Source organism: Marcopretia estuarina LEGE 06307 (assembly GCF_056633115.1).
On the sequence record NZ_JBSJOY010000004.1, the window covers coordinates 215,071 to 241,187 of the forward strand.

23 protein-coding genes and 1 tRNA gene are annotated in these 26,117 nt (G+C 69.1%); 12 read left to right on the forward strand and 12 right to left on the reverse strand.

Annotated elements, in window-relative coordinates:
• The first annotated feature begins 50 nt into the window (after positions 1 to 50).
• Positions 51 to 194: a photosystem II reaction center protein PsbN gene (gene psbN, locus ACWJI3_RS10840; RefSeq protein ID WP_233133062.1), complete on the forward strand. Its 144-nt coding sequence runs from the start codon at positions 51 to 53 to the stop codon at positions 192 to 194.
• Here the strand turns inward: psbN and ACWJI3_RS10845 are convergent.
• The gene (locus ACWJI3_RS10845; protein WP_480203680.1) at positions 182 to 3,295 is read right to left on the reverse strand and encodes an alpha-mannosidase; all 3,114 of its coding nucleotides are present in this window, start codon (positions 3,293 to 3,295) and stop codon (positions 182 to 184) included. The genes psbN and ACWJI3_RS10845 overlap by 13 nt on opposite strands.
• A gap of 77 nt (positions 3,296 to 3,372) precedes the next feature.
• On the opposite strand from ACWJI3_RS10845, the gene ACWJI3_RS10850 reads away from it, so the two are divergent.
• Positions 3,373 to 3,492: a photosystem II reaction center protein I gene (locus ACWJI3_RS10850; RefSeq protein WP_006172424.1), complete on the forward strand. Its 120-nt coding sequence runs from the start codon at positions 3,373 to 3,375 to the stop codon at positions 3,490 to 3,492.
• Positions 3,493 to 3,614: 122 nt separating this feature from the next.
• On the forward strand, positions 3,615 to 6,890 hold the full coding sequence (locus ACWJI3_RS10855) for a DUF3769 domain-containing protein (protein ID WP_480203681.1): 3,276 nt from the start codon (positions 3,615 to 3,617) through the stop codon (positions 6,888 to 6,890).
• A gap of 21 nt (positions 6,891 to 6,911) precedes the next feature.
• On the opposite strand, the gene ACWJI3_RS10860 is transcribed toward ACWJI3_RS10855, so the two are convergent.
• From ACWJI3_RS10860 to ACWJI3_RS10885, 6 genes are all read right to left on the reverse strand, one after another.
• The gene (locus ACWJI3_RS10860) at positions 6,912 to 7,562 is read right to left on the reverse strand and encodes a 3-isopropylmalate dehydratase small subunit (protein ID WP_480203682.1); all 651 of its coding nucleotides are present in this window, start codon (positions 7,560 to 7,562) and stop codon (positions 6,912 to 6,914) included.
• Positions 7,563 to 7,566: 4 nt separating this feature from the next.
• Positions 7,567 to 9,036, reverse strand: coding sequence for a 3-isopropylmalate dehydratase large subunit (gene leuC / locus ACWJI3_RS10865; RefSeq protein ID WP_480203774.1), 1,470 nt, complete (start codon positions 9,034 to 9,036; stop codon positions 7,567 to 7,569).
• A 57-nt stretch (positions 9,037 to 9,093) separates the two neighbouring features.
• Entirely contained in the window at positions 9,094 to 10,422 is a 1,329-nt protein-coding gene (locus ACWJI3_RS10870) for a competence/damage-inducible protein A (RefSeq protein ID WP_480203683.1), read from the reverse strand.
• Between the two features lie 45 nt (positions 10,423 to 10,467).
• Positions 10,468 to 11,589, reverse strand: coding sequence for an MraY family glycosyltransferase (locus ACWJI3_RS10875; protein WP_480203684.1), 1,122 nt, complete (start codon positions 11,587 to 11,589; stop codon positions 10,468 to 10,470).
• Positions 11,590 to 11,736: 147 nt separating this feature from the next.
• Entirely contained in the window at positions 11,737 to 13,026 is a 1,290-nt protein-coding gene (gene glyA, locus ACWJI3_RS10880; protein WP_094513607.1) for a serine hydroxymethyltransferase, read from the reverse strand.
• A gap of 129 nt (positions 13,027 to 13,155) precedes the next feature.
• A tRNA-Arg gene (locus ACWJI3_RS10885) sits at positions 13,156 to 13,229 on the reverse strand.
• 104 nt (positions 13,230 to 13,333) lie between these two features.
• Between ACWJI3_RS10885 and ACWJI3_RS10890 the strand changes: the two genes are divergently transcribed.
• The 3 genes from ACWJI3_RS10890 (at position 13,334) to ACWJI3_RS10900 (ending at position 14,234) form a co-directional block, all read left to right on the forward strand.
• Positions 13,334 to 13,585, forward strand: a complete 252-nt coding sequence (locus tag ACWJI3_RS10890; protein ID WP_480203685.1) for a hypothetical protein — start codon at positions 13,334 to 13,336, stop codon at positions 13,583 to 13,585.
• A gap of 25 nt (positions 13,586 to 13,610) precedes the next feature.
• Positions 13,611 to 13,901 (forward strand): DUF3181 family protein, encoded by a 291-nt coding sequence (locus tag ACWJI3_RS10895; protein ID WP_094513613.1) that lies wholly within the window; start codon positions 13,611 to 13,613, stop codon positions 13,899 to 13,901.
• A gap of 66 nt (positions 13,902 to 13,967) precedes the next feature.
• On the forward strand, positions 13,968 to 14,234 hold the full coding sequence (locus ACWJI3_RS10900) for a cytochrome-c oxidase (protein ID WP_255100627.1): 267 nt from the start codon (positions 13,968 to 13,970) through the stop codon (positions 14,232 to 14,234).
• On the opposite strand, the gene murJ is transcribed toward ACWJI3_RS10900, so the two are convergent.
• Entirely contained in the window at positions 14,218 to 15,831 is a 1,614-nt protein-coding gene (gene murJ, locus ACWJI3_RS10905; protein WP_480203686.1) for a murein biosynthesis integral membrane protein MurJ, read from the reverse strand. The genes ACWJI3_RS10900 and murJ overlap by 17 nt on opposite strands.
• Positions 15,832 to 15,889: 58 nt before the next feature.
• Between murJ and sfsA the strand changes: the two genes are divergently transcribed.
• From sfsA to ACWJI3_RS10925, 4 genes are all read left to right on the forward strand, one after another.
• Positions 15,890 to 16,705: a DNA/RNA nuclease SfsA gene (sfsA, locus tag ACWJI3_RS10910; protein ID WP_480203687.1), complete on the forward strand. Its 816-nt coding sequence runs from the start codon at positions 15,890 to 15,892 to the stop codon at positions 16,703 to 16,705.
• 113 nt (positions 16,706 to 16,818) lie between these two features.
• The gene (locus tag ACWJI3_RS10915) at positions 16,819 to 18,279 is read left to right on the forward strand and encodes an ammonium transporter (RefSeq protein ID WP_480203688.1); all 1,461 of its coding nucleotides are present in this window, start codon (positions 16,819 to 16,821) and stop codon (positions 18,277 to 18,279) included.
• Positions 18,280 to 18,402: 123 nt separating this feature from the next.
• Entirely contained in the window at positions 18,403 to 19,599 is a 1,197-nt protein-coding gene (locus tag ACWJI3_RS10920; RefSeq protein WP_255100623.1) for a 4-hydroxy-3-methylbut-2-enyl diphosphate reductase, read from the forward strand.
• Positions 19,600 to 19,849: 250 nt separating this feature from the next.
• The gene (locus tag ACWJI3_RS10925) at positions 19,850 to 20,467 is read left to right on the forward strand and encodes a DUF1997 domain-containing protein (protein ID WP_255100724.1); all 618 of its coding nucleotides are present in this window, start codon (positions 19,850 to 19,852) and stop codon (positions 20,465 to 20,467) included.
• Between the two features lie 70 nt (positions 20,468 to 20,537).
• Here ACWJI3_RS10925 and ACWJI3_RS10930 read toward each other — a convergent pair whose 3' ends face one another.
• Both ACWJI3_RS10930 and purH read right to left on the reverse strand, forming a co-directional pair.
• Positions 20,538 to 20,996 carry a DUF4079 domain-containing protein gene (locus ACWJI3_RS10930; protein WP_094513628.1) on the reverse strand — a complete coding sequence of 153 codons (459 nt, stop codon included), beginning with the start codon at positions 20,994 to 20,996 and terminating at the stop codon, positions 20,538 to 20,540.
• Between the two features lie 55 nt (positions 20,997 to 21,051).
• The gene (gene purH, locus ACWJI3_RS10935; RefSeq protein WP_480203689.1) at positions 21,052 to 22,617 is read right to left on the reverse strand and encodes a bifunctional phosphoribosylaminoimidazolecarboxamide formyltransferase/IMP cyclohydrolase; all 1,566 of its coding nucleotides are present in this window, start codon (positions 22,615 to 22,617) and stop codon (positions 21,052 to 21,054) included.
• A gap of 68 nt (positions 22,618 to 22,685) precedes the next feature.
• Between purH and ACWJI3_RS10940 the strand changes: the two genes are divergently transcribed.
• Positions 22,686 to 23,294, forward strand: coding sequence for an alpha/beta hydrolase (locus ACWJI3_RS10940; protein ID WP_255100620.1), 609 nt, complete (start codon positions 22,686 to 22,688; stop codon positions 23,292 to 23,294).
• An 81-nt stretch (positions 23,295 to 23,375) separates the two neighbouring features.
• Here ACWJI3_RS10940 and ACWJI3_RS10945 read toward each other — a convergent pair whose 3' ends face one another.
• Positions 23,376 to 23,747, reverse strand: a complete 372-nt coding sequence (locus tag ACWJI3_RS10945; RefSeq protein WP_094513636.1) for a DUF3155 domain-containing protein — start codon at positions 23,745 to 23,747, stop codon at positions 23,376 to 23,378.
• A 395-nt stretch (positions 23,748 to 24,142) separates the two neighbouring features.
• Between ACWJI3_RS10945 and ACWJI3_RS10950 the strand changes: the two genes are divergently transcribed.
• Positions 24,143 to 25,309, forward strand: coding sequence for a sensor histidine kinase (locus ACWJI3_RS10950; protein WP_094513963.1), 1,167 nt, complete (start codon positions 24,143 to 24,145; stop codon positions 25,307 to 25,309).
• Here ACWJI3_RS10950 and ACWJI3_RS10955 read toward each other — a convergent pair.
• Positions 25,281 to 26,099 carry an adenosylcobinamide-GDP ribazoletransferase gene (locus tag ACWJI3_RS10955; RefSeq protein ID WP_480203690.1) on the reverse strand — a complete coding sequence of 273 codons (819 nt, stop codon included), beginning with the start codon at positions 26,097 to 26,099 and terminating at the stop codon, positions 25,281 to 25,283. The two genes, ACWJI3_RS10950 and ACWJI3_RS10955, sit on opposite strands and share 29 nt — an antisense overlap.
• Between the last annotated feature and the right edge of the window lie 18 nt (positions 26,100 to 26,117).

The following is a 26,117-nucleotide window of genomic DNA, read 5'->3' on the forward strand; positions in this document are numbered from 1 at the left end:
CTGTCGAGAGTTGTGATCCACCTCCGCCACCCCCAGCAGCCGCCCCTTCCTTGACCGAAACCTCCTCCCCCGCCCTGTCGATCGCGATCACCGTGCTGGTGGCGCTGCTCGCCCTCACCGGCTTCGGGGTCTACCTCGCCTTCGGCCCGCCGTCCAAGGGCCTCACCGATCCGTTCGACGATCACGACGACTGATCCTGAGCGCGCGCCAACCGCCGCACCCGCAGCTGGCGCAGCTCCCAGGGCCTCAGCAGCGGTTCTGCAGACCCGTCGTCCACGACTCCATCCATCCGCGCCTGAGCGCCACCCTGCACCGGCCCGATCACCTGCCACCCCGCTGACAAACCGAGCGGCTGCCGGCAGGGCGAGAGGTTCTGCACCGTGAGCCGCACCACGCCCGGCTCCGGATCCGGCGCGATCACCACCGGGTCGAGCTGGGCCGAGCCCAGGCCAAGCGCCGGTGGTGGCGTGGCCGCTGGCTCGGCCGCTGGGTGGCACCAGGTGGGGGCGCGAAACGCGCGGGCCGCCGCCGGAACCGCCGCCTGACGCCACCCATCCGCGCAGGGCATCAGCGCGAGCCGCAGGCGCTGCAGGCCGTTGTCGGCGCCAGGATCGGGCCAGGTGGGGCCGCGCAGCAGCGATACGCCAAGGCGCTCCGCCGTGCCCGACACGCCCTGCGGCCCATCCAGCAGCAGCGCCAGGCCGCCGCGCTCCGCCTGGCTGCAGGTCCAGGCGACCGCCGGCACCTCCCAGCGGGCCTGCTCACGGGCGGTGCAGGGCACGGCAGGACGCTCCAGCACGCCCGCCGCGGTGTCCGCCGCCCAGCGGCAGGCCCGCTGTTGCAGCGGCACCTCCAGCTGGAGCAGCTCATGGCGCTGGCGCCAGTGCACCCGCAGCACCAGCTCCAGCCAGGGGCTGCCCGCCAGCAGGCGCAGATCCAGCCGCAACGGGCTGGCCCCGCACTGCCCCCGTGCCACCAGACGCACGCACAGGGGCCCCTGCTCCACCAGCTCCAGCGCCGGCTCCCACTCCAGCGGCAGCGGGTGCTCGCGGTGGTCCGCCGCCAGATCCCAGGCATCCCAGAACTCACCCCTGTCGCGCCAGCGGCGCCACTGCAGCGGTGCCGCCAGCTGGGGCTGCCCGTCGGCGCCGCAGAGCTGCTCCAGCCCGCCCGCCCCCAGTTCCGCCGTCAGCAGGCCGTTGCCGATCCGCCAGCGCCCCTCCCCGAGCGACGCGCTCCACACCGGCGCCTGCACCTCCTGCGGCGGCGCGGCTGGCGCCACTGCCGGCAGCGGCCGGCGCTCCAGGGCCAGGGGCGTCAGCCCGGCCGCAGGCGGCAACTGCACCCAGCAGCCGCCTCCCGCTGCCACCTGCTGGGGCAGGGGCCGCTGCGCGAGTGTCCAGCTGCCCGCCGGCAGCCGCAGCGTCAGCGCCGCCGCCGGCAGGGGCTGCAGCCGCATCACCCACCAGGGCTGGCCGGCCAGCGGGGCCTCAGCCGCCGGCGCCCCTCCCTGCAGCCAGGCCAGCAGCAGGCGATCGCGGCGCTGCCGCGCCTCTCGGCGGGCCCGGCGCCACTGCGGCTCCGCCTGCTCGAACACCTCCGCCACCGACGTGCCCGGCAGGATGTCGTGGAACTGCTGAAACAGCAGCGTGCGCCACCCGGCACGGGCCGAGCCAGCTGCCTGCGTGTCGCCCTCCGGCGCCGTGACTCCCGCCGCACCAGCCCACAGCAGCGCCGCCGCCAGGTCGGCTTCGCGCAGCAGCCGCTCCAGGGTGCGGTTGTGGCGTTTCTGGTCGGGCCGGCTGGTGGGGCAGGCGCGGTGCAGCTCCAGGTAGAGCTCGTCGCGCCATACCGGCAGCTGGGCGCGGCAGGGCTCCAGCCGTGCCAGGTAGGGGCGCACACCGCCATGCACCTGCGGGGCAGCGGCGGGCTGCTGCTGCCACAGCGCCAGTTGCTCGTACATCTCCGCCGTCGGGCCGCCGCCGTGGTCGCCCACACCCGGCAGCCAGAGAGCTTCCTCGTGGCCGGTGGCCCGCTGCCACTCCAGCCGGTAACGCTCCATCGCCAGCGGATCGCCGCCGGTGCCGATCGGGGCGGTCATCAGCGCCAGCACTTCGGCGCCGCAGCGCCCCCGCCAGCGGAACAGCCGGTGCGGGAACGGATTCGTGGCATTCCAGGCCAGCTTGTGGGTGCAGAACCAGCGCACCCCGGTGGCCGCCGCCACCACCGGCAGACCGGCGCCGAAGCCGAAGCTGTCGGGCAGCCAGGCGAGCGGGTGTTCCCACTCCGGGAAGGTGGCGCGGCTGTACTCCTGGCCTTCCTCGAACTGGCGCAGCAGCGACGCGGTGCCGATCAGCACGGCATCGGTTTCCACCCAGGGACCATTGAGCGGTTCCCAGCGCCCTTCCCGCATGCGGGCGCGGATCGCGGCAAAAAGCTGGGGGCGGTGCTGCTCCAGCCAGGCGTAGAGCGCCGGGGTGGAATGACCGAAATGGAGGGACGGGTCGCGCTCCATCAGCGCCAGCGTCGAGCGGAAGGTGCGCTCGGCCGCCTGCCAGGTGTCCGCCACCGGCCACAACCAGGCCAGATCCAGGTGGGCATGGCCCGCCACCTGAAAACCACCCGGCGGCGCCAGCACTGCCCGGGCCCGCGCCGCCGCCGCCTCCAGGCTCAGCGCCGCCGGGTCATCGCCTGGCGCAGGGCTCACGGGAGCCGGGCTGCCGGCCGTCTCGCGCAGGGCGGCGAGCTCCAGGGCCGTGGCCAGCAGCAGACCGCCGGGATCGCGGCGATCGAGGGGTTCGGCCTCGATCCGGCTGTGGATCAGCGCGCCATCGTCGTGCAGCGGGCTGCGCAGCTCCAGCTCCAGCTGCAGCGGCTCTCCGCGCCACCAGCGCTCCGGCAGCCGCCAGCGGCAGGCCGCGTCAAACAGGTCACCGCGATGCACCGGCTGCCCATCGACGCGCAGCTCAGCCTCAGCGGCCCACCAGCTGAGCACCAACCGGGCCAGGCCCAACGGGTCAGGCTCGCCGCGCCACGGCTCGGGACACACCAGCGTGGTGCGCAGCAGCAACTCCTGGCCACCGCGGGGCCAGAGGATCAGGCCTCGGGCGTGCCAATCGGGCCGGTACCGCCGTCCCCAGGCCTCACCGAGGGCCACACGCCACTCCCCATCAGGGAAGCGGCGGCACCAGCGGGGCTGCAGGTCGAGGCAGGAACGTGATCGAAACGTTTCAATCCAGGGGCGAAGCTCGGGATCGAGGCCCTGCGTCATCGTTTCCGGTCGGGTGCGACCCATAGGATGATGCCGCTGCCGAAGGGTCGTTCAGGGCCCGCCTGGCGCCTGTCACTCCCTGTCACCCGCCGGACCGGACCATGCTCGCTCTCAAGATTTCGGTTTACTCGGTCGTTTTCTTCTTCATCGGCATCTTCGTCTTCGGCTTCCTGGCCAGCGATCCCAGCCGCACCCCCAGCCGCAAGGACCTCGAAGACTGAATCCCCCGGCCCAGCGCACCGCGTCCCGCTTCGGGCCGGCGCTGGGACAGTGCTCGCCCTGCCCGACAGCGGCCTCTGACCACGGCCGTCGTGGCAGGATCAGCCGCTGATTGGGAAATCGCGTGCCCTCAGCCAACCCACTCAGCTGGGCCATTGGGGTTGCAGGCGTGCTCGTGGCCTGGTCGGGTGCTCCCAGTGTGGAGGCCCGCAACCTTCCCCCATCCCCCCAGCCCCTGGAAGCCGCCGGCGTCACGCCGGGCACCGAGTCTGCTGGGGATGAGGGCGCGCTCAGCCCCTTGGCACTCGGCGACGCCAGCGCTGCGGGCGCGGCCACCCCATCGAGCAATCCCGGCAATCCCGACTCCCTGCCCGCCCCGCCGGTGCCACCCCCGGCCGCTGGCACCGGCAACGCCAACGCCACAACCCCAGAGAACGGCCGCCCGGATTCCTTTCCCAGCCAGGGCCAGGACCCCAGCCCGGTGCCGCTGCCCGGTGGTGGCCCAGCGGCTGATCTGGCTCCCGCACCGGCGGCCGCGGCGGCCTCCCCGCCGCCCCTGCTGCTCGACATCACCGCCGATCAGCAGGGCTTCGATCTGGTGATCAACCGCTATGTGGCCACCGGCAATGTGTCGGCCCAGATGGCGGGTGGCCGCCTGATGGCCGACCGGCTCGAATACGACACCGTGAGCCGGACCGTCTACGCCACTGGCAGCGTGCGGTTCCAGCGCGGCAACCAGTTCCTGCAGGCCAGCAAGCTGCGTTTCAACCTGATCGAAGGTCGTGGCGAGATGGAGGACGTCTACGGCGTGCTCGACCTCACCACTGCCGCTGTGGATCTCAATCCGGAGGTGCCCCCGGCCGAGCCCCTTGGCCCACCACCATCGCTGGCCTGCCCCACCGAGCTGCCGCCGATCCCGGACTGGCACCCCTATCCCTGGGCTGCTACGGCATGGGCCGGTCAGACCACCAACGCCGGCTTCGGCGAAACCTTTGTGTTCCAGGGGTCCCTGCGCAACGACTACCTGCTGGGCGCAGGCCTGCAGCGGCGCCTGCTCCAGGCCGGACCCTTCGCCCTCGAACTCGACCTCAACCTGCTGGGGCACAAGGCCGCCGCTGAGAACAGCGCCGGCATCGCCGCCCAGAGCTTCGGGGAAATCACCGCCGGCATCGGGCTGCGGGCCTGGCTGCAGCCCTGGCTCAGCCTGGGCATCGTGCAGGGGGTGAGCCTCAACACCAGCTTGAGCAACTTCGAATGCAGCACCCGCGAGGATTGCGCGCAGTTTCTCAACTATCTCGCCTTCGAGGTGGAAGGGGCGTTCTCGCCGCAGTGGTCGGTGGTGGGCCGGATTCATCACCGCTCGGGCGCCTTCGGGGTCTACAGCGGTGTACGGGAAGGAAGCAACGCCTACCTGGTCGGGCTCCGGCACCGCTTCGGCAACCCGCCGGCCCGCACGGTGAACCCGCAGGCTGAGCTGCTGCCGCCCAAGGGCTGCCCCAACCGCGGCGCCGAGCCGCCCGAGCGGCCCCGCTCGCTGGCCGAAGCGCTGGAGCAGGTCGCGATGGGCGGCACCGCCCCCGCCGAGCCCCAGCCCCCCGCCCGGCCCCCGGCCGGCACCGGTGCCGGTGCAGCGAACGGCACTGGCACTGGCACCAACGCGGGTACCACCAGCGCCGACCAGACGACTGAGCGGCCCAGCTTCCGCGCCCTGCGCGCCCAGGAGGCGGAACGCCGCAAGGCGATCGCCGCCCTCACCGATCAACGCATCAGCGATGTGCAGGTGCGCGCCGGCCTGGCCTCCGAGCGCCGCTTCGGCGTTCCAGGTGGCGGCAACGCCAATACCGATGACGGAGATAACACCAACAACGACTTCGGGCCCGCCAGGCCGCCCCAGGTGCGACAGCTGGAGAGCAACCGCAACCCGAAACTGGTGGACGGCACCCTCACCCGGCTGCGCTTTCAAGCCGCCCGCGCCGTGCTCACCGCCGAAGGCTGGCGGGCCGATCGGGCCAGCTTCACCAACGATCCATTCACGCCCGCCCAGTCGTGGATGGACGCCGACGACGTGCTGGCCGTGCAGGACAAGAACGGCGACACGGTGATCACCTCCCGTCGCAACCGGCTGATCCTGGAAGATCGCCTGCCGATCAATGTCACCAGCCGCACCCGCATCCGCAAGGAGCAGGAGGTGCAGAACCGCTGGGTGCTGGGCGTCGACAACGAAGACCGCGACGGCTTCTACGTGGGCCGCCGCCTCAAGCCGATCGGCATCGGCCAGCGCGGCACCCTGCAACTCGAGCCCCAGTTCCTGCTGCAGCGGGCCTACGAGGGCACCACCAGCAGCTATCCACTGCCCGGACAATCCGCCGGAGCGGATCCTCAGTCGCAACCGAGCACCCTCGGCGATCTGTTCGGCCTTGAAGCGCGCCTGCAGGCGCCGCTGTTCGGCTTCGACGCCGACCTCAACCTCGACATCTCCACCTTCGAACCCGCCAACTTCGCCAACGGCACCCGGAGCTGGGGCGAACTGGTGCGCCCGCTCAAGTTGCCGCTGCTGGGCACTGTGAAGTCGCGCATCTTCGGCGCCTATCGCTTCCGCATCTGGAACGGAACGCTCGGCGAGCAGGACGTCTATTCCGCCTACGGCACCTCGATCGAGCAGCGTGGCGAGCTGCCGCCTGTTGGCAACTTCAGCAACAGCTACTTCTGGCGGCTGGGTATTGGCAACTATCAGAGCAACGAGTTCTTCGAGAACGGCGGCGAATCGCAGAACTTTGCCCAGCTGTGGCGCGGGAATGCCTTCGGCGCCATCAACAGCTCCCTCACCCTCTGGCGAGGCAAGCCGCTGCCCTCCACCCCGGAAGGGGCACTGCGCTATTCGCCGGTGCCGATTGTGCCGGGGCTCACCTTCAACACCAACATCTCTGCCAGCCTGGCCTACTTCGGAGATGGCACCCGCCAGAACGTGTTCTCGCTCTCCGGCGGGCCCACGCTCACCCTGGGCCACTTCAGCAGGTCCTTCCTCGATTACACCCAGCTCACCATCACCGGTGGCATCAGCTTGCGTGATGGCCTCAGCCCGTTTGCCTTCGATGCCGCCGTGGATCTGGGCACCGTGGGCATCGGCCTCACCCAGCAGCTGGTGGGCCCCCTGGTGCTCAATGGCGGCATCGGCCTGAACGTGGATGCCAGCTCACCCAACTACGGCGAGATCACCGGTTCGTACGTGGAGCTGCGCTGGCAGCGCCGCTCCTACGCCTTCAGCGTCTACTACAGCCCCTATGAAGGGATCGGTGGCGTGCGCGTGCGGCTGAACGATTTCGGCTTCAAGGGTACCGGCGTGCCCTTTGTGCCGTATCAGCAGCGCATGCGCGGACAGACCGGCGATGGCCTGTTCTGAGCGAGCAGGCGCCCCTGCTGCTCAGAACCCGTTCAGGTAAGGCAGACGGGCAACAGTGACCACCAGCGCGTCGTCGTTGGCGAGCAGCTGGCCGGTGGCGTCCCACTGGCCGGTGGTGAGCATCTGCCGCGGCCCGGGCGCCAGCTCAAGGGCCCACACCTGATCGCCGCAACGCAGCTCGGCGGCCTGCACATCCAGCAGGAAGGAGGCGGAAGGGTGGGCGCTGGCATGGGCCTGGATGGCCAGCATCTGCTCGTGGCCGCTGGTGAGACAGGGCAAACCGAGCGCCAGGCCATTGCCGTGGAAGATCTCAGCGAAGCTCTCGCCGATCACCGCCCGGATGCCCCAGCGCATCAGCGCCTGTGGCGCATGCTCCCGGCTCGATCCACAGCCGAAGTTGCGGTTCACCAGCAGCAGCCGGGCACCGCTGTGCTCGGGGCGGTCGAAGGGATGGCTGCCGCCCAGCTCACTGCGGTCGTCAGCGAACACCTGTTCCCCCAGGCCTTCGAAGGTGACGCACTTGAGGAAGCGGGCCGGGATGATCCGGTCGGTGTCAATGTCGTCGCCGGCGAGCACCAACGCACGACCTTCGACTCTGGGGATCGGGCCGATCGGGAAGCTGCTGGCGCTCACCGCATCGGTGAGGGGGGGCAGGGAAGGGGAAGCGATCACGGCGTCAGGCGGTGAGAGAAGGCTGGCGGGAGGCGGCGCTGGAGGAGGCACTGGCGCTGGGGCCGGCTTCGGCGAGCAGTTCGCGCACGTCGGTGACGTGGCCGCGGACGGCGGCGGCGGCCACCATCGCCGGGCTCATCAGCAGGGTGCGGCCGCTGGCGGACCCCTGCCGGCCCTTGAAGTTGCGGTTGCTGGAACTGGCGCTGATCTGGCGCCCCTCCAGGCGGTCGGGGTTCATCGCCAGGCACATTGAGCAGCCGGGTTCGCGCCACTCGAAACCAGCCGCGCGGAACAGCTGGTCGAGGCCTTCAGCTTCGGCGGCGCGGGCCACCTGCTCGGAACCCGGCACCACGAACGCCCGGATGCCATCGGCCACGTGGCGGCCACGGGCCACCAGGGCGGCGGCACGCAGGTCGCTGAGCCGGCCGTTGGTGCAGCTGCCGATGAAGCAGACATCCACCGGCAGACCGGCGATCGCCGCGCCGGGGCTGAGGTTCATGTAGCGGTAGGCCTCCTCGGCGATGGGCCGCTCCTGTGGATCGAGCTGCTCAGGGGTGGGCACCGCTTCATCCACGCCGATGCCCTGGGCCGGGGTGATGCCCCAGGTGACCGTGGGCGACAGCGTGGAGGCATCGAAGCGCACCTCGTCGTCGTAGCTGGCGTCGGCATCGCTGGCCAGGCTCGACCACCAGGCCACCGCCCGCTCCCAGGCAGCGCCAGAGGGGGCCATCGGCCGCCCCTCCAGGTAGGCGAAGGTGGTGGCATCGGGATTGACGTAGCCGCAGCGGGCGCCGCCCTCGATCGCCATGTTGCAGAGGGTCATGCGCTCCTCCATCGACAGAGCCGCCACGGCGGGGCCGGCGAACTCATAGGCATGACCGACGCCTCCCTTGACCCCCAGCACCCGGATCACGTGCAGGATCAGATCCTTGGCGTAAACGCCGGAGGGCAGGGCGCCATCCACCCAGATGCGGCGCACCCGCAGCTTGTTCAACGCCAGGCTCTGGGTGGCGAGCACGTCGCGCACCTGGCTGGTGCCGATGCCGAAGGCGATCGCCCCGAAGGCGCCGTGGGTGGAGGTGTGGGAATCGCCGCAGGCCACGGTCATGCCGGGCTGGGTGAGGCCAAGCTCAGGGGCGATCACGTGCACGATTCCCTGCCGGCCGCTGCCGATCCCGTGCAGGGGAATGCCGTGGGCGGCGCAGTTGCGCTCCAGATTCACCAGCATTTCCTCGGCCAGGGGATCGGCGAAGGGGCGGGCCTGGGAGGTGGTGGGCACGATGTGGTCCACCGTGGCGACGGTGCGCTCCGGGTGGCGCACCCCCAGGCCGAGATCCCTCAGGGCGGCGAACGCCTGCGGGCTGGTGACCTCATGGATCAGATGAAGGCCGATGAACAACTGGGTGGAGCCACCCGGCAGTTCCGCCACGCGGTGGAGATCCCACACTTTGTCGTAGAGGGTGCCGGCGCTCACCGTTTGTCCCCAGGGGTCTGACGACACCCTAAAACCGAGCCGTGCGGGCGGTCGGAATCAGGCGGGCGCGATGAGCTGCAGCCGCAGGCGGTTGAGCGCCTCCCCGGCGGTGACGGCCTGGATCCAGGCGCGGCCCCGGGAGCTGCCGAAACGCACCGCCTCACTGCGGCTGCCCTGCGGGCCCGCCAGGCCGATGTGCACCAGGCCCACCGGCTTCTCGTCGCTGCCACCGCCCGGGCCGGCGATGCCGGTCACCGACACCGCCCAGGTGGCGCCGGTGCTGCGGCGCACCCCTTCCGCCATGGCCAGGGCCACCGGATCGCTCACCGCGCCATGGCGCTCAAGGGCGGCGGCGGTCACCCCGAGCAGTTGCTGTTTGATCGTGTTGGCGTAAGCGATCACCCCGCCGAGGAACACATCGGAGGCCCCGGGCACGGCCGCCAGAGCAGCGCCGATGCCGCCGCCGGTGCAGCTCTCCGCCACCGCCAGGGTTTCCCCACGGGCCCGCAGCAGCGCCAGCACCACAGAAGCCAGCGATTCCTCGTCGGCGCCGAAGCAGAGGGTGCCGGTGCGGGCGCGCAGCTCCGCCTCCAGCGGCGCGAGCAACGCCGCCGCCTCGGCGGTGCTGGCGGCCCGGGCCGTGAGGCGCAGCTTCACCTCACCGGTGCCGGCATAGGGGGCCACAGTCGGGTTCTCGAGGGCCAGCAGATCGGCCACCTGCTCGGCCAGTGTGGATTCGCCGATGCCCCAGAAACGCAGCAGCCGGCTCTGAAAACAGGCCCCCGCCAACCCCTGCTCCCGCAGCCAGGGCACGGCGCTCTGCTGCCACATCGGCCTCAGTTCGCTCGGCACCCCCGGGAAGGTGAGCACGGTGAAACCCGGCTGGATGTGGCCGTCTGGCAGGGAGGTGGCCGGCGGACTCCAGAGCATCCCCGGCGCGGTGCCGGTGGGGTTCGGCACCACGCGGGCGCCCTCGGGCAGCAGCGCCTGGCGGCGGTTGCTGGCGGCCAGCGGCCGACCCCGGCCGGCCAGCTTGGCCTGGATGTCTTCCCACACCTGCGGCACCTCCACCAGCGGCGTGCCGAAAGCGGCGGCGATCGCCTCGGTGGTGAGGTCGTCGGGGGTGGGGCCGAGGCCACCGGTGCAGATCAGCAGACGGCTGCGGGCCGCGGCCTCCCTCACCACCTCGATCAGCCGCTCGCGGTTGTCCCCCACCACGGTCTGGCGGAAATGCGGAAGGCCGAGGGCAGCGAACTCTTCGGCCAGCCAGCGGGCGTTGCTGTTGAGGATGTTGCCGAGCAGCAGCTCGGTGCCGATGCAGAGCACCTCGGCCGCGGCCCTGTCACCTTCGCCCATCTGCACACCGCCCACTGGCTGAGAGCTCATCGGTTCAGCATCATCCCGGCCAACTCAGGCTGGCGGCGCCGGCGCTCAGCTGGGTCGGTTGCCACCGCCGTCGCAGGGGGGAGCGGGCAGCTGGGTCGCGAGGTGGCTGCGCGACCCCATCACGGCGCCGATCAGGATGGCGGTGGCAATCGCCAGCCAGAGGAAGCGCATCTCCACGTTGGCGGCCACCAGCGCCAGGGTGGCCAGCCATTGGGTGAAGGCATAGATCAGCAGCACCGTGCGGCGATGGCTGAAGCCGGCCCGCAGCAAGCGGTGGTGCAGGTGGCGCCGGTCGGGATAGAAGGGGGAATGGCCCTCGCTGAGCCGGCCCATGATCACCGCCGACATGTCCGCCAGGGGCAGCGACAGGATCAGCAGCGGAAACAGCAGGCTCACGGTGGTGAGCCCCTTGGCCGGCCCCACGATGCTGATCGCCGCCAGAGCGAAGCCGAGGAAGTAGGAGCCGCCATCGCCCATGAAGATGCGGGCGGGGTTGAAGTTGTGGCGCAGAAAACCGAAGCAGGCCCCCGCCAGCGCGGCGGCCAGCAGCCCGGCGGCGCTCTGCTGGAGGCTGAAACTCACCGACAGCAGACCGATCGCGGCAATGCCGCCCACGCCCGCGGCCAGCCCGTCGAGGCCGTCGATCCAGTTGATCGCATTGGTGATGCCCACCAGCCAGATCAGCGTGGCCAGCAGGCTCAGCGCATCGGGAAGCACGAGGCTCGCCGGCGGCTGGCCGAACAGGCCGAACGGCAGATCGATCGCGCCGATGCGCACGCCCTGGCTCCAGACCACCATGGCCACGGCCACCTGACCCGCCAGCCGGGGCAGGGGCGGCAGGGCGAACAGGTCGTCCGCCAGGCCGATCACGAAGAAACAGAGCGAGCCCGCCAGCGTCGTCCAGATCAGCTGGTCTTTCGCGGGCGAGAGGGTGCCGAAGCCCCCCAGCGCCCAGATGCAGGTGAGCGCCAGCGAGAACCCGAGCACCATGCCCACCCCGCCCAGCCGCACCATCGGGATGCTGTGCTGCTTGCGTGAATCGGGCGGGTCGAACAGACCCAGCTGCAACCCGAGCCGCCGCACCAGCGGCACCACCAACGCCGTAAGCAGGGACGCGACACCGAAGGTGACGAAGGCCGCGATGACCGGGTTGCGGAGAAGACTCACGACTGCGAAAGGCTTCTCAGCTGAAGGCTCAGGGCGTGGCTGGGGGGATGGAACGCCGACAGCGCACAGGCCAAGGCGGGATGGTTCATCACAGGGTGAGCCATGGGCCTGGTTGTCCTGGCGAGCAGCTTAGGGAGGAGGGGCAGCTCAGACCGGCTGGGCCACGCGGACCGGGCCGTACAGGGGGAAACGCGAGCACAGCGCCCGGACCCGCTCACGGCAGCGCAGTTCCACTACGGCGTCCTCGGGATGGAGCAGGCGATCCGCGATCACATCGGCCACTTCCACGAACGCCTCGGCATCGAAGCCGCGGGTGGTGAGCGCGGCGCTGCCAACGCGCAGGCCGCTGGTGACGAAAGGCGATTCGGGGTCGAACGGCACCGTGTTCTTGTTGGCGGTGATGTTCACATCGCTCACCAGCAGGTCGGCGACCTTGCCGGTGAGGCCCACCGAGCGCAGATCGAGCAGCACCAGGTGGTTGTCGGTGCCTCCCGACACCACCCGGATGCCGCGTTCCATCAACCGGGCCGCCATCGCCTTGGCATTGACCACCACCTGCTGGCTGTAGGCGCGGAAGGCCGGCTGGAGGGCTTCGCCGAAGGCCACGGCCTTGGCGGCCACCACATGCTCCAGGGGGCCGCCCTGGCTGCCGGGGAACACGGCCTTGTCGAACTGCCGACCGAAGGCGGCATCGCCGGTGAGGATCAGGCCACCGCGAGGGCCGCGCAGGGTCTTGTGGGTGGTGGTGGTGACCACATGGCAGTGGGGGACAGGGCTCGGGTGCACACCTGCGGCCACCAAACCGGCGATGTGGGCCATGTCGGCCAGCAGATAGGCGCCCACCTCATCGGCGATGGCGCGGAAAGCGGCGAAATCGATCGTGCGGGGGTAAGCGGAATAACCACAGATGATGAGCTTGGGCCGGTGCTCGAGCGCCAGCTCGCGGATGTGGGCGAAATCGAGCTGTTCGGTGTCGGGGGAAACGCCGTAGTGCACGGCCTTGAACCACTTGCCCGACACGTTCACGGGAGAGCCGTGGGTGAGGTGGCCGCCGTGGGAGAGGTCCATGCCCAGGATCGTGTCGCCCGGCTGCAGCAGAGCCAGGAACACGGCGAAGTTGGCCTGGGCGCCGCTGTGGGGCTGCACGTTCGCCCAGTCGGCGCCGAACAGCTGGCGGGCGCGGGCGATGGCCAGCTCCTCGATCGCATCAACGTGCTCGCAGCCGCCGTAGTAGCGCTTGTGGGGCAGGCCCTCGGCGTACTTGTTGGTCAGCACCGAGCCCTGGGCTTCCATCACGGCCCGGGACGTGAAGTTCTCGCTGGCGATCAGCTCGAGATGGTGCTGCTGACGCTCCTGCTCCTTGCCGATCAGGGCGGCGATGGCGGGATCACCGCTCGCCAGGGAATGGTTGAGGGCCTCGCCGCTGGAGTCCGTCATCGATCGGTACGTCGCCTGATGGAACGGATCGTAGGAAATCGACCCACCCGCAGGGCTGCTGGCGCGGAAGCGCAAAAAAAACCGCCCGGGTGGGCGGTGAGAGGAAGCGAAAACGGGAAACGTTGAAAGCGCGCCTGGAGAGATTCGAACTCCCGACCCTCTGATCCGTAGTCAGATGCTCTAATCCGCTGAGCTACAAGCGCTTGCCCACACATTCTCACCGCACGGAGGGCCCTTCCGTCAACAGGCCCAGGCCCTGGGGCCACAATCGAGGCAGCTTCCTGCGGCGGCTCACCGCGCAACAACCATGCCGATCCGCTGGTACGGCCCCGCCGATCCCACCGACCCCACCTACCGCCACTTCGAGCGGATCGTGAACCTCACCCTGCACGGCATGGCCTTCGCCGCCATCAACAGCGGGCTCTGGGTGGTGCAGGGTCTGCGCCACCCCTGGAACCATCTGGGCTGGCTGAGCCTGGGCTGGGGGGGGCTGTGGCTGGTGCATCTGTGCGTGGTGCTGAGCCGGCGACCGCCCGCTTCCGATGGGGCTACACGATGAGCAGTTCCCCTTGCCCCCTGCGGCCATGACGCTCTCGGCCACCGAGATCGAAGACCTCCGCCAGGCCCTCGCCGAGCGGCTCTACCTGCAGATCGCCGGCTGGCACCTCTATCTGGGCGATGCGGGCCTCGATGGCCCGTTGGCGATCGAATGTGCAGCCCGGCTGGACCAGGGGGCCGGGGTGTGCGCCCGCCAGGCGCTGGAGGCGGTGCAGGTGCCGATCGGTGGCGGCTCCAGCCGCCTGCCGCTGGCGCGGCTGATCCCCCCTGGGCAACTGCGCGACCTCGAAGATGTGCTCGACGGCTTCAGCCACTGAAGTTCGGCGACAAGCCGGGCGCAAAGGCAAGGCTGCGCATAAGGTTGCTGCCACCGCAGGCGCCGGATGCTGGTCATCGAGGTCACCAACGCCCGCGAGGTGGTCCGTCAGCGCATCGGCCGTCTGGGTGGGCGGCTGATCGGCAAGGTGGTCGACGCCGAAGCCCAGGTGGAGAAGGCCTTGATCCAGGAGCTGGAAACCGCCTTTCGCGAGTTCGGCATCGAAGCCCGCATCTTCTCGATCGACGGGCCCACGATGGTGGGTCGCAGCCACATCGAGGTGCCCGTTCACGTGCGGGAGGAACGGCAGGTGCGGCTCAAGAGCGGCGCCTGAGCCGCTGCAGCACCTGCTGGCTGAGCTGGCGCGCTTCCGGCACCCCGGCCGAGGTGGCCAGCAGCCCGTAGACCCCGAAGGCCAGGGAAGCACTGAGGCCGCACTCAAGCAACTGGCCGATCAGGCCGGCCGGCCAGGGCACGCCGATCGAGAGCAGCCAGGCAACAAGACCGGCCCCCACTGCCGCCAGCAGCAACAGCAGGCTGTCGCGGCCCCACTGACGCAGGGGCAGCTGGCCGAGGCGATTCTGGAGGGCGAGCAGCAACCCCAGGCAGGTGAGCACGTTGACAGCGACGGTTGCCATCACCAGCCCAGCAGCGCCGAAGTTGATCGCCGGCAACTGCAGGCCCCAGGGAGTGGGCCCTCCGACGAACAACCAGCAGAAGACCACGTTGAAGCCGATCCCGGCCAGGGAGAAACGGAACGGTGTGGTGCCATCACCAAGGGCATAGAAGACGCGCACGATCACGTCGCGGCCGAGGTAAGCGGGCATGCCCACCCCATAGGCGATCAGCAGGCTGGTCACCAGCTGGGCCGCGTCCGCGTCGAAGGCTCCCCGCTTGTAGATCAGGGCCACGATCGGGCCGGCCAAGCCCACCATCAAGGCCCCCAACGGCAACATGCTGGCGTTGGAGAGCATCAACCCCTGACGGATGCGTCCCACCAGGGCTGGCCGGTCGGCCGGTTCTGTGAGCCTGGAGAGCACCGGCAGCAACGGCACCAGCAAGGCGTTCGAGATCAAGCCCAGCGGTGTCTGTACCAGGAGGTTGGCGTAGCCCAGACCGGCCGCCGCACCCACCATCCCCGAAGCGAAGAACAGGCTGGTGAACACATTGATCTGCAGCATCCCGGAGGAGAGCGTGGCCGGCGCCATCACCTGCAACACCTCCTGCACACCGGGGTGGTGCCAGTCCCACACAAGCTGGAAGCGATGCAGCCCCTGCTTCGCCAGGGCCGGCAGCTGGATCAGCCACTGCAGTACGGCTCCGAGTGTGGTGGTGCCCGCCAGCACCACCCCACCGAGCACGGCCGTGGCCGGCAGGCCGATCTCCGGGCCTACCAGCCACCAGAGCGCGCCGATGCCGCCGATCATCGCCACGCTGGAAACAAGTGGGCTCACCGAGGGCAGCCAGAAGACATCGGCGGCGTTGAGAGCCCCGAAACCCAGGCCAATCAAGCCAGCGAACAGAGCCATCGGCGCCATCCAGCGCAACTGGAGCACGGCGATCGCGTGGCGCTCCCCCTCCAGGCCCGGGCCCACCAGGCTGATCAGCGGATCGGCAGCCAGCACCAGCAGCACGGTCACGCCCAGCAGGCCCACCCCCACCAGGGTGTTGATCGCCGCCAGCACGTGGGCCCCCTCCTGGCGCGGCCGCCGGGCCAGCACGCTCACCATGGCACTGTGAAACGGCCCGTTGATCCCACCCAGCAGGATCAGCAGAAATCCCGGCAACACGTAGGCGTAGTTGTAGGCGTCGTAGGCGGCCCCCACGCCGAAGGCGGCGGCGATCACCAGCTGGCGCAGCAGACCTGCCACCTTGCTCAACGCGGTGGCAAGGCCCACGATCAAGGCGATGCGCCGCAGGGATTTCACCATCCGGTATCGACCGCAGGCCCATTCGTTCGGCTGATTCTCCACCGCGTCCCCCCACCCCATGCCACCAGCCCCCAGAGACGCGGCATCCGCCCCCCAAGCGGCCGCCACCGTGCTGCGCTTCGAGCCCTTGGTGGAGGGGCTGCTGCTACGGCGCTACAAGCGCTTCCTGGCCGATGTGGAGCTCACCGATGGCGCGGTGGTGACGGCCCACTGCGCCAACACCGGCCCGATGACCGGGGTGCTGATTCCCGGCGGCCGCGTGCGGCTGCGCCACGATCCCCGGCCCGAGCGCAAGCTGGCCTGGACGTGGGAGCAGGCGGAAGTGCCCAGCGCCGACGGTTCCCTCTGCTGGGTGGGCATCAACACCGCCTTGCCGAACCGGCTGGTGCGCGCCACGATTGAAGCTGGTCTGCTGGAGCCCTGGCTGGGGCCGATCGGGGCCATCCGCGCGGAGGTTCCCTATGGCCGCGGGCGACGCAGCCGCATCGATCTGCTGCTCACCCCCGCCGAGGGAGCGGCCGATCCCCGCCAGATTTATGTGGAAATCAAGAACACCACCTGGAGCCGCGGCTCCCTGGCGCTCTTTCCCGACACGGTCACCGAACGGGGCCAGAAGCACCTGGAGGAACTCACCGACCTGCTGCCCGAGGCCCGTGCGGTGCTGGTTCCCTGCCTGAGCCGTGGGGACGTGGACCGCTTCGCACCAGGCGACTCCGCCGATCCCCGCTATGGGGAGCTCTTCCGCACGGCAGTGGCAGCCGGGGTGGAGGTGCTGCCCTGCCGCTACGACTTCCGGGAGGACACGGTGACATGGCAGGGCACCACACCGGTGCTGACGCATGAAGTCTTAGACGGCACATCCTCTTCTCTTTGATCGATTTGTAGCCGTCGACACCACAGGAACACGCATCAGAAAGGAAGTTTGGCGGCCAGGGACGCGCTTCCGGGCGTCATCCACTTCCGACAACCCTCCTGGTCTTTTCTTACATGACCATTGCAACCCAAGCCCCTCGACAACGGCGCCCCAAGCGCCTGTCGGAGGCGAGCCTGCTCGAAGCTCCCCCACTGCTGCTGCGTCGCATCAGTGGCATGAGCAGTTCCCGCACCCTCACCTGGATGGCCTGCGTTCCGCTGGCGCTCTTCGGTCTTGGTGTGTTCAACCTTTCGGCCCACGCCGCTGAGCTGCCTGAGCTCACCCCTGCCTTCCTGATCAACAACCTCTGGCTGCTGATCGCCTCGATCCTGGTGATCTTCATGAACGCCGGTTTCGCCATGGTGGAAGCCGGGCTTTGCCGCCAGAAGAACGCCACCAACATCCTGGCCAAGAACCTGATCGTGTTCGCCCTGGCGGCGAGTGCCTACTGGCTGATCGGGTATTCGCTGATGTACGGCTCGGCTGTTGTGCCCGGCTGGCTCTTCTACGGCAAGGGAGGTCCGCTCGGCCTGTTCTTTGATCCCGCCGTCACCCCGGCGATGGTCACGGATGGCGCTCTGGTTCCCAGTGTTGACTTCCTCTTCCAGGTGGCCTTTGCCGGCACCTCCGCCACGATCGTTTCCGGCCTGGTGGCTGAGCGCATCAAGTTCTTCGAGTTCGTGATCTTCTCGCTGGTGCTGGTGGGTTTCATCTACCCGATCGCCGGAAGCTGGAAGTGGAACGCCGAAGGCTGGCTCAACAAACTCGGTTTCATCGACTTCGCCGGCTCCACCCTCGTCCACACGGTTGGTGCTTGTGCTGGCCTGACCGGGGCGATCATCCTCGGCCCCAGGATCGGCAAGTTCGTTGATGGCAAGGTCAAGGCCATCCCTGGCCACAACCTGGCCATCGCCACCCTCGGTTGCCTGATTCTCTGGATCGGCTGGTACGGCTTCAACCCCGGCTCCGTCCTTTCCATGACCGAAGCCGTTCCCTACATCGCTGTCACCACCACCCTTGGTGCCGCAGGCGGAGGCATCGCCGGCACGGTGGTTTCCCAGCTGCAGTCGGGCAAGCCTGACCTCACCATGACCATCAACGGCATCCTGGCCGGCCTGGTGGGCATCACCGCGGGTTGCGACGGCTTCGGCATGGCCGGTGCCTGGATCGTCGGCTTCATTGCCGGTGCGATTGTTGTTTACTCGGTAGGCATCATTGACGGCCTCGGCATCGATGATCCCGTGGGTGCCTGGTCCGTTCACGGCACCTGCGGCATCTGGGGTACCCTCGCCGTGGGCCTGTTCAACAAAGACGCAGGTCTCTTCTTCGGCGGTGGCTTCGGGCTCCTCGGCCTGCAGATCCTGGGCTCGGTCTGCTACGTGATCTTCGCCCTCGTCACCTCCTGGATTGTCTGGTCCGTGCTCGGCGGTATCAGCGGTGGCATCCGCGTCACGGAAGCTGAGGAAGTCGAAGGCCTTGACATCAGCGAGCACGGCATGGAGGCCTATCCCGATTTCGCCTCCACGGCCAGCTGAACCCCGGTTCACCAAAGCGCGGCCTTTTGCTTCCGCGCCCCGACCCACGGCTCACCCCGTGGGTTTTTTGTCGTCAATCGCCCGGGCCCGCCCATAGAGTCGTCAGCGATGTGGGGCGATGCCGTGGACACCCGTGCCTTCAAGCGCTCGCTGCACCATTCGGAGCGCTACAACCGCCGCGGCTTCGGCCGGGCCGAAGAGGTGGCCGGCAGCCTCGAGCAGGCCTATCAGAGCGCGTTGATCGCCACGATCCGCGAGCAGGGCTATGAGCTGCGCCACGGGCGCCTCACGATCAAGCTGGCCGAGGCCTTCGGTTTCTGCTGGGGCGTGGAGCGGGCGGTGGCGATGGCCTACGAAACGCGGCGTCACTACCCGAGCGAGCGGATCTGGATCACCAACGAGATCATCCACAACCCGTCGGTGAACGACCACCTGCGCCAGATGAACGTGCAGTTCATTCAGGTGGAGGAAGGCGTCAAGGATTTCTCCGAGGTGGGCACCGGCGATGTGGTGATCCTGCCGGCCTTCGGCGCCACGGTGCAGGAGATGCAGCTGCTCAATGAGCGGGGCTGCCACATCGTCGACACCACCTGCCCCTGGGTGTCGAAGGTCTGGAACACGGTGGAGAAGCACAAGAAGCAGGCCTTCACCTCGATCATTCACGGCAAGGTGAAACACGAGGAAACCCTTGCCACCAGCTCCTTCGCCGGCACCTACCTGGTGGTGCTCGACACCGCCGAAGCCCAGATGGTCTGCGACTACATCCTCGGCCGCGGCGATCGCGAGGCCTTCATGGAACGGTTCGCCAAGGCCTGCTCGCCTGGCTTCGACCCCGACCGCGACCTCGATCGGGTGGGGGTGGCCAACCAGACCACCATGCTCAAGAGCGAAACCGAGGACATCGGACGCATGTTTGAGCGCACGATGCTGACCCGCTACGGCCCCACCGCCCTCAACGATCACTTCCTGGCCTTCAACACGATCTGCGACGCCACCCAGGAGCGGCAGGACGCCATGTTCTCGCTGGTGGACGAACCACTGGATCTGCTGGTGGTGATCGGCGGCTACAACTCCTCGAACACCACCCACCTGCAGGAGATCGCCATCAGCCGCGGCATCCGCTCCTTCCACATCGACACGCCCGAGCGGATCGGCCCCGGCAATCAGATTGAGCACAAGCCCCTGGGCGGCGAACTGGAGAGCGTGTCCCCCTTCCTGCCGGAGGGGCCGCTGAAAGTGGGAATCACCTCCGGAGCCTCCACCCCCGACCGGGTGGTGGAGGATGTGATCCGTCACCTGATGGAGCTGTGCGAGCCCTGAGCACCCTTGACGGCCTCCCTGTCGCCTTGCACCGTGCCACCCGCAACCGTGCCAGCGGCGTCAGCGCCAGGAACGGCAGCACCCAGGAACGTGCCCTTCTGCATGACACGGAGGCATCCCAGCTTGCTGTCACATCGGCTGCGTATCAGTCGGACGCTGCGATTTACGGTTGCCTGTGACAACCAGAAACAGTTCATCCACTCCGGCCTCCGGTAGGTCCAATCCTTTGACCTTCACCCAGCCCCGCCATCTGTCCGACGCTGTCGCGCCCGTTTCCCAGTTACGCAACGGGGACGATGCACGCATCCGGTGCTACACGAGCGTCTTCGCCGACCTGATGGAAATGCGTGCGGAGCCACGCACCGTTGCCACCTACCTCGACCATCACGACGGCTGGTTCCGCCGCTGCGCGGCTCCGATGCAGGTGTTGCCGCTCGGGCACAACGGCTATGCGCTCACCCTGGGCCGCTTCGGCAACTTCGGCTTCGAAGTGGAGCCCACGATCGGGCTGGAGCTGCTGCCACAGAGCGAAGGGGTCTACCGGATCGTGACGATCCCTCTGCCGGAAGGCGACCCCGCCCTGCAGCAGATCTACGACGTGGCCTTCAACGCCTCGCTGCAGCTTGAGCGTGGCGAAGGCGATCAGGCGCTCGCCACCATGGTGCGCTGGACCCTGGATCTGAGCGTGTGGATCCGGCTGCCCGCCGTGATCGGCCTGCTGCCTGAAGGGCTGGTGCAATCCAGCGGCGATCACCTGTTGCGCCAGATCGTGCGGCAGATCTCGCGCAAGCTCACCTGGAAGGTGCAGGAGGATTTCCACGCCACCCATGAGCTCACCTGCCCGCCACGGCGTCAGGCGCGTTTCTGAGCGCCTGGCATTGCGGCCGGAGAGGCCCTGAGTGGCCCACAGCGGCTCAGGGCTCAGAATCCGTGCGCTCTCAGCGGCTCGTCCAGATCTTGTTGACGATCTGCATGCCGCTGACCGCTTGCCACAGGAACAGCGACATGACGGTCATGTTCAGGCCCACATGCGCCTTGCGGGCGAGCATGTTGCCCTTCTGCATGGCGGGAGCGAAGGCGGCGGCCACGGCGATCAGGCTCACCATGGAGATGCCCGCCAGCAGGTGCGGCCCCACGAACAGCTTGCCGTTGTTGATGTAGGTGACGGCCATGCCGCCGAAGCTGCCGAGCACCATCAAGGCCAGCACCAGGCTGCCGATCTGGAAGTGGCGCTGGGCGAACTTGCCCTTGATCAACTCCTTGCGCTGTTCCGGTTCAGCGGTACGGGTCTTCTTGGCCTTCACCCCCAGATAGAGGGCGTAGCCGAAGAGTGCCAGCAGCGCCCACATCAGCAGGGGATGCAGGAAGTTGAGATTGAAAGCCAGGGCGTCCGGCATCGCAGTGAGAACGGTGACGTTGCGAAGCTACAACTCACGGTGTCGTCCCGTCCGTTCAGTGGAGGAAGTGGCGACGTCCGGTGGTGACCATCGCCAGACCGAACTCCTCGCAGGCCCGGATCGAATCGCCATCGCGCAGGCTGCCGCCCGGCTGGATCACCGCCGTGATGCCATGGCGGGCAGCCAGGCGCACGGTGTCGTCGAAGGGGAAGAAGCCATCGCTGGCCAGCACCGCCCCCCGGGCCGCCTCTGCCGCCGCCTCCAGCGCGAGCCGCGCCGATCCAACCCGATTCATCTGGCCCGCACCGATGCCGAGGCTGGCCCCATCGCTGGCCACCACAATCGCGTTGGAACGCACGTGACGCACCAACCGCCAGGCGAAGCGCAGATCGTCCAGTTCAGCCGCCGTCGGCGCCCTGCCCGTCACCACCTGCCACTCGGCTTCGTCCACCGGTTGATCGTCAAGGTCCTGCTGGAGCAGCCCACCCAGCACGCTGCGCCACTGGTGGCGAGGGGCCCGGGCGATCGCGGCTGCATCGAGCTCCAACAGGCGCAGATTGGCCTTGGCGCCCAGCTGCTCGCGGGCCTCGGAGCTGTAGCCCGGTGCCACCACACACTCCAGGAACAGGCCAGTGAGCAGCTCGGCGGCCGCCTGATCCACCGGTGTGTTGAGCGCCACGATGCCGCCGAAGGCCGAGGTGCGGTCAGCGTCGAGGGCCCGCCGCAGGGCCATCGCCCCATCGGTGGCGACCGCCACGCCGCAGGGGTTGGTGTGCTTCACCACCACGGCGGCCGGCGTCTCAGCGGCCGTGCCCTGGGCCAGGTCGGTGTAGCCGAACTCCCGCACGGTGGCGAGGGCGGCTTCGAGATCCAGCAGGTTGTTCATGCTCAGCTCCTTGCCCTGCAGCTGGCGGGCCGCGCCCCAGCCGGCGGCGGGAGCGGAGAACCAGGACGCCTGCTGATGGGGGTTCTCCCCGTAACGCAGGGTCTGCTGGAGGGGCAGCTCGATGGCCAGCGGCCGTGGCGGCGCAGCGGCTTCCAGGCGGCTTTCCAGCCAGGCGCTGATGGCCGCGTCATAGGCGGCGGTGTGGCGGAAGGCCTCCAGGGCGAGACGCTGGCGCAGCGCGTCGTCGAGCGCGCCGGCCGCCAGGGCGGCGAGGAACGGTTCGTACTGGGCTGGGCTGGTGAGTACGGTCACGGCCGCATGGTTCTTGGCGGCGGCACGCACCATCGCCGGGCCGCCGATGTCGATCGTTTCCACGGCCGTTTCCCAGCTCACGGCTGGGTCGGCCACCGTTTCGCGGAACGGATAGAGGTTCACCACCACCACATCGATCGGGGGGATGCCCTGCGCCTCGAGGTCGGCCTGATGGGCCGCGTCATCGCGGCGGGCCAGGATGCCGCCATGGATGCGGGGGTGAAGGGTCTTGACCCGGCCGCCAAGGATCTCCGGAGAGCCGGTGTGCTCCGCCACCCGGGTGACCGGCAGGCCGGCCGCCGCCAGCACCGCGGCGGTGCCGCCGCTGGAGAGCAGTCGGAAGCCGTGGGTGTGGTGGAGGGTGTGGGCCAGCGCCACCACGCCCTGTTTGTCCGACACACTCAGAAGCGCCGTGGGTGCCATGTCGATCGAGACGCGATTGCCACAACCTACGCAGCAACTCCCCGTTTGTTTCCGCCGCCACCCCTCCGATGTCTACCGATCAGCGTGTCCATGGACCGGCCGAGGCGAAGCGGCGGCTGGTACTGCTGCACGGCTGGGGCGCCGATGCGGATGATCTGATCGATCTCGGCCAGGAGCTGGCCGGCCCTGCCATCGGCCTGGTGGGGCTGCGGGCCCCCGAGCCCCACCCACAGGGCATGGGCCGCCAGTGGTACGACCTGCAGAATCCCCTCTGGCCCGAGCTGGTGGCGGCGGCGAGGCAAGCGCTGCAGCTGCGCCTGCTGCAACTGGGCGAGCAGGTGCCGCTGGAGAACACGGTGCTGCTGGGCTTCTCCCAGGGCGCCGCGATGGCGGTGGATGTGGCCAGCACCCTGCCACTGGCGGGCGTGATCGGCTGCAGTGGCTATCCCCACCCCGACTGGCTGCCCCGTGGCCCCCTGCCCCGGGTGCTGCTCACCCATGGGCGCGAGGATCCGGTGGTGCCCTTTGCCGCCAGCGAGCGGCTGCAGCAGCTGCTGCAGGGCGCAGGCGGGAAGGCTGAACTGTTGGGTTTCAGCGGCGGGCACAGCATCGATCCGGCGCTGTTTCCGCAACTGCGCACGTTTCTCCAGGATCAACTCGGCGCTGCACCGGCCTGAGCAGATCCTGGGATCGGGGCCTTGCGGCGGTTATCGCGGGAAGGCCCGCCCCCTGGAGGGCGGCCTTCCCGCAGGGGAAAGTCAGACGAAGGCGTATTCGTACTCTTCCATTTCCTCCCAGTCGTCGGCGGCGCTGGATTCGATGCCGGCAAACAGGTTTTCTTCGCCGATCTCATCGACGATCAGGCGAAGGGAGGGGAACAGGAAGTGGTTCTCCTCGGCGTACTGCGCGCTGAACAGGCCTTTTTCACCCCAGAAGAAGCGGTCGGTGGTGTGCTCGTTGCGGCGCACGTTGAGCAGGGCCGGCGGCACCAGCGCGGATTCGGCGATGAAGCGCCGGGCGGCCGTGACCGGTTTGTGCTCACCGGTTTCGAGGTTGTGGGTGGGCACATGGGCCAACACACGCTGACCGGCAAGACGACGGCGGCTGATCCGCTTGCGCTTCTTCGACATGGAACGACTCCCGAGGGGGAGGAAAGGAGGATGGGTTTTGTGGCGTGCCGAGGCGAGCCACGGCGAATGCGCACCCGGGATGGATGCAGCAAACGGCCAATCAGGGCAGGGCGGGAGCGGTGGTGCACGGGGTGGCCTGCTGGCAGATCACGCCCGAACACGACACGGATAACGGCGCGGCGGACCCGAGCGGGTCGCCGAACGGCAGAGGGACGATTCAGCCTCTGCTGTAGCCTCGGTCGCAAGGGAAATGCAACCGCTGCCGCCGATACCTCCGCAGTGCCATCCGCTCCCGGACAGCGAAGTATTGGTCGATACGTAAATCTTAAGCCTTTTTCCGAAATCCGGATCATCGGATCGCAATTTCTTTCGGCAACCCGTCCGTTTCAGTGCTGATGGAGGTTTCTGCGCGCTTCACCGCCTTCCTGACCCATCAGCTGGATCAGTTTTCCGATCGCCCCGACCTCCACTCCCTGGTCGTCTACCTCGCCATGACGCGCCAGGGCGGCAAGCCGGGCCTGGTGCCGGTGGGCCAGTGGCCACGCCGTTCCACCGCCCTGCCTGCCGTCGATGAAGACCGCAGCCTGCAGCTGCCCTGCCCGGAGCGACGCTGGCTGCCGCTGCGCCGCGAGCAGCTCCTGCTCGGTGCCATCCGGGTGGAAACGGCCTCCCTGCCGTGGTCGCCCACGCTCACGCCCCGGCTGCAGGCCACGGCCCAGGCGGTCACCGAAGTGCTCTGCCTCGATCTGGAGGAGCAACGGCTCACGCGCCAGCTGAAGCGGAACCAGGAGGATCTGCGGCTGCTGGTGCACCAGCTGCGCAACCCGCTCGCCGCCCTGCGCACCTTCGGCAAGCTGCTGCTGCGGCGCCTGGAGAGCGACCCCGACAACCGCTCCCTGGTGGAGAACCTGCTGGCGGAAGAGCAGCAGCTCAACCGTTACGTGGAGGCGATCGATGGGCTGATCGAGCGGCCCCTGATCGGCCCCGGCAGCCAGGATCCCCAGCCCCTGCTGCTGCCGCCCTCCCTGAGTTCGGGCCAGCCACAGGCGCTGGCGGAGCGCCTCGATCCCCTGCTGAAACGGGCCGCCGCCACAGCTTTGCTGCAGGGCCGTCGCTGGCTGGGCGGCGAGGTCCTGCCCCAGTGGTTCGGTGACAGCGGTGCGGTGGCCGAGATCGTTGCCAACCTGCTGGAGAACGCCTTTCGCTACTGCCCGCCCGGCGCACCGATCGGCCTGGAGGTGGCCCACGCCCCCGGCGACGCCGAGCGGCCCCGGTTGATCGTCTGGGACGGTGGAGCACCGATCGCCGCGGCCGAGCGGGAGGCGATCTTCGAGCGCGGCATGCGGGGAGCGCAGGCCGCCGGCACAGCCGGTACGGGCCTCGGGCTCACCCTGGCCCGGGCGCTGGCCCGCAGCCTGGGTGGTGATCTCACCCTGCACATCCCGCCGCAGGAGCTGGATCCGGCGCTGCCCGGCACCGGCAATGCCTTCTGCCTGCAGCTGCCCGCCAGCAGCGCACCTGCCGTGGGCCGGCTCAGGCCAGCGCCACCATCAACGCCATGAGGGCCAGCGCCAGGGCTTCACACCACTCCACACAGGCGCCGTAGGTGTCGCCGCTGTGCCCACCCAGGCGGCGCCCCAGCAGCCAGGGGATCACCAGCGCGGGCACCAGGCCAAGCGCGCCCAGACCGCCCAGGCCCACCGAGCCGGACGCCAGGGCCAGCAGCACGAGCAGAGGCAGGGAGGGCAGCAATTCGCGGCCAAGGCCGCGCCAGTGCTGGCGATGAAAGCCGGCGCTGCCGCCGCTGGTCTGCCGCAGATACGGAAACCATTGGATGGCGACCAAAGGGGCGAGGCGCCCCCACACCGCCGCCCAGATCAGGGCCAGCGCCACCAACGGCGCCGGGGCCACCTCCGCAAGGGTGAGCAGGGCGGCGGCGCGCACCAGCAGCACCTGCGCGAACGCGACCACGCCACTGGCGCCCACCCGGCTGTCGTCCATCGCCTCCAGCGCCCGCTCGCCTGCCGCGAGGCCGTCGGCGGTGTCCATCACCCCATCAATGTGAATCCCGCCGCTGAGGCTGAGGCCACAGGCCAGCACCAGCGCCACCTGGGCCGCGGGCGGCAGCCCGCCATCGCTGAGGATCCAGAGCAGGCCCTGCAGGCTGCCGAGCACGGCGCCGATCCAGGGGCCGAAGCGGGCGATGCGCTCAAAGCGAGGCTGCACCCGCGGCCAGGCCGGCAGCACGCTGTAGAAGATCCAGGCACCGGCGAGCTCCTGCCACCAGGCCGGCGGGGCGGACGGGGATGGCGGACGGGAAGACACGAACCGCAGCGCATCGGAAGGGAGCACCTAGGTTCGTCGACCGTG

Bases quoted from the DNA above. Each gene is read 5' to 3' on its own strand.
- murJ (WP_480203686.1), bottom strand. From the start codon at position 15,831: ATGGTGAAATCCCTGCGGCGCATCGCCTTGATCGTGGGCCTTGCCACC.
- sfsA (WP_480203687.1), top strand. From the start codon at position 15,890: ATGCCACCAGCCCCCAGAGACGCGGCATCCGCCCCCCAAGCGGCCGCC.
- ACWJI3_RS10950 (WP_094513963.1), top strand. From the start codon at position 24,143: ATGGAGGTTTCTGCGCGCTTCACCGCCTTCCTGACCCATCAGCTGGAT.
- ACWJI3_RS10945 (WP_094513636.1), bottom strand. From the start codon at position 23,747: ATGTCGAAGAAGCGCAAGCGGATCAGCCGCCGTCGTCTTGCCGGTCAG.
- glyA (WP_094513607.1), bottom strand. From the start codon at position 13,026: ATGACGGACTCCAGCGGCGAGGCCCTCAACCATTCCCTGGCGAGCGGT.
- ACWJI3_RS10850 (WP_006172424.1), top strand. From the start codon at position 3,373: ATGCTCGCTCTCAAGATTTCGGTTTACTCGGTCGTTTTCTTCTTCATC.
- ACWJI3_RS10930 (WP_094513628.1), bottom strand. From the start codon at position 20,996: ATGCCGGACGCCCTGGCTTTCAATCTCAACTTCCTGCATCCCCTGCTG.
- ACWJI3_RS10895 (WP_094513613.1), top strand. From the start codon at position 13,611: ATGACGCTCTCGGCCACCGAGATCGAAGACCTCCGCCAGGCCCTCGCC.
- ACWJI3_RS10890 (WP_480203685.1), top strand. From the start codon at position 13,334: ATGCCGATCCGCTGGTACGGCCCCGCCGATCCCACCGACCCCACCTAC.
- ACWJI3_RS10845 (WP_480203680.1), bottom strand. From the start codon at position 3,295: ATGGGTCGCACCCGACCGGAAACGATGACGCAGGGCCTCGATCCCGAG.
- purH (WP_480203689.1), bottom strand. From the start codon at position 22,617: ATGGCACCCACGGCGCTTCTGAGTGTGTCGGACAAACAGGGCGTGGTG.
- ACWJI3_RS10915 (WP_480203688.1), top strand. From the start codon at position 16,819: ATGACCATTGCAACCCAAGCCCCTCGACAACGGCGCCCCAAGCGCCTG.
- ACWJI3_RS10900 (WP_255100627.1), top strand. From the start codon at position 13,968: ATGCTGGTCATCGAGGTCACCAACGCCCGCGAGGTGGTCCGTCAGCGC.
- ACWJI3_RS10940 (WP_255100620.1), top strand. From the start codon at position 22,686: ATGTCTACCGATCAGCGTGTCCATGGACCGGCCGAGGCGAAGCGGCGG.
- ACWJI3_RS10870 (WP_480203683.1), bottom strand. From the start codon at position 10,422: ATGAGCTCTCAGCCAGTGGGCGGTGTGCAGATGGGCGAAGGTGACAGG.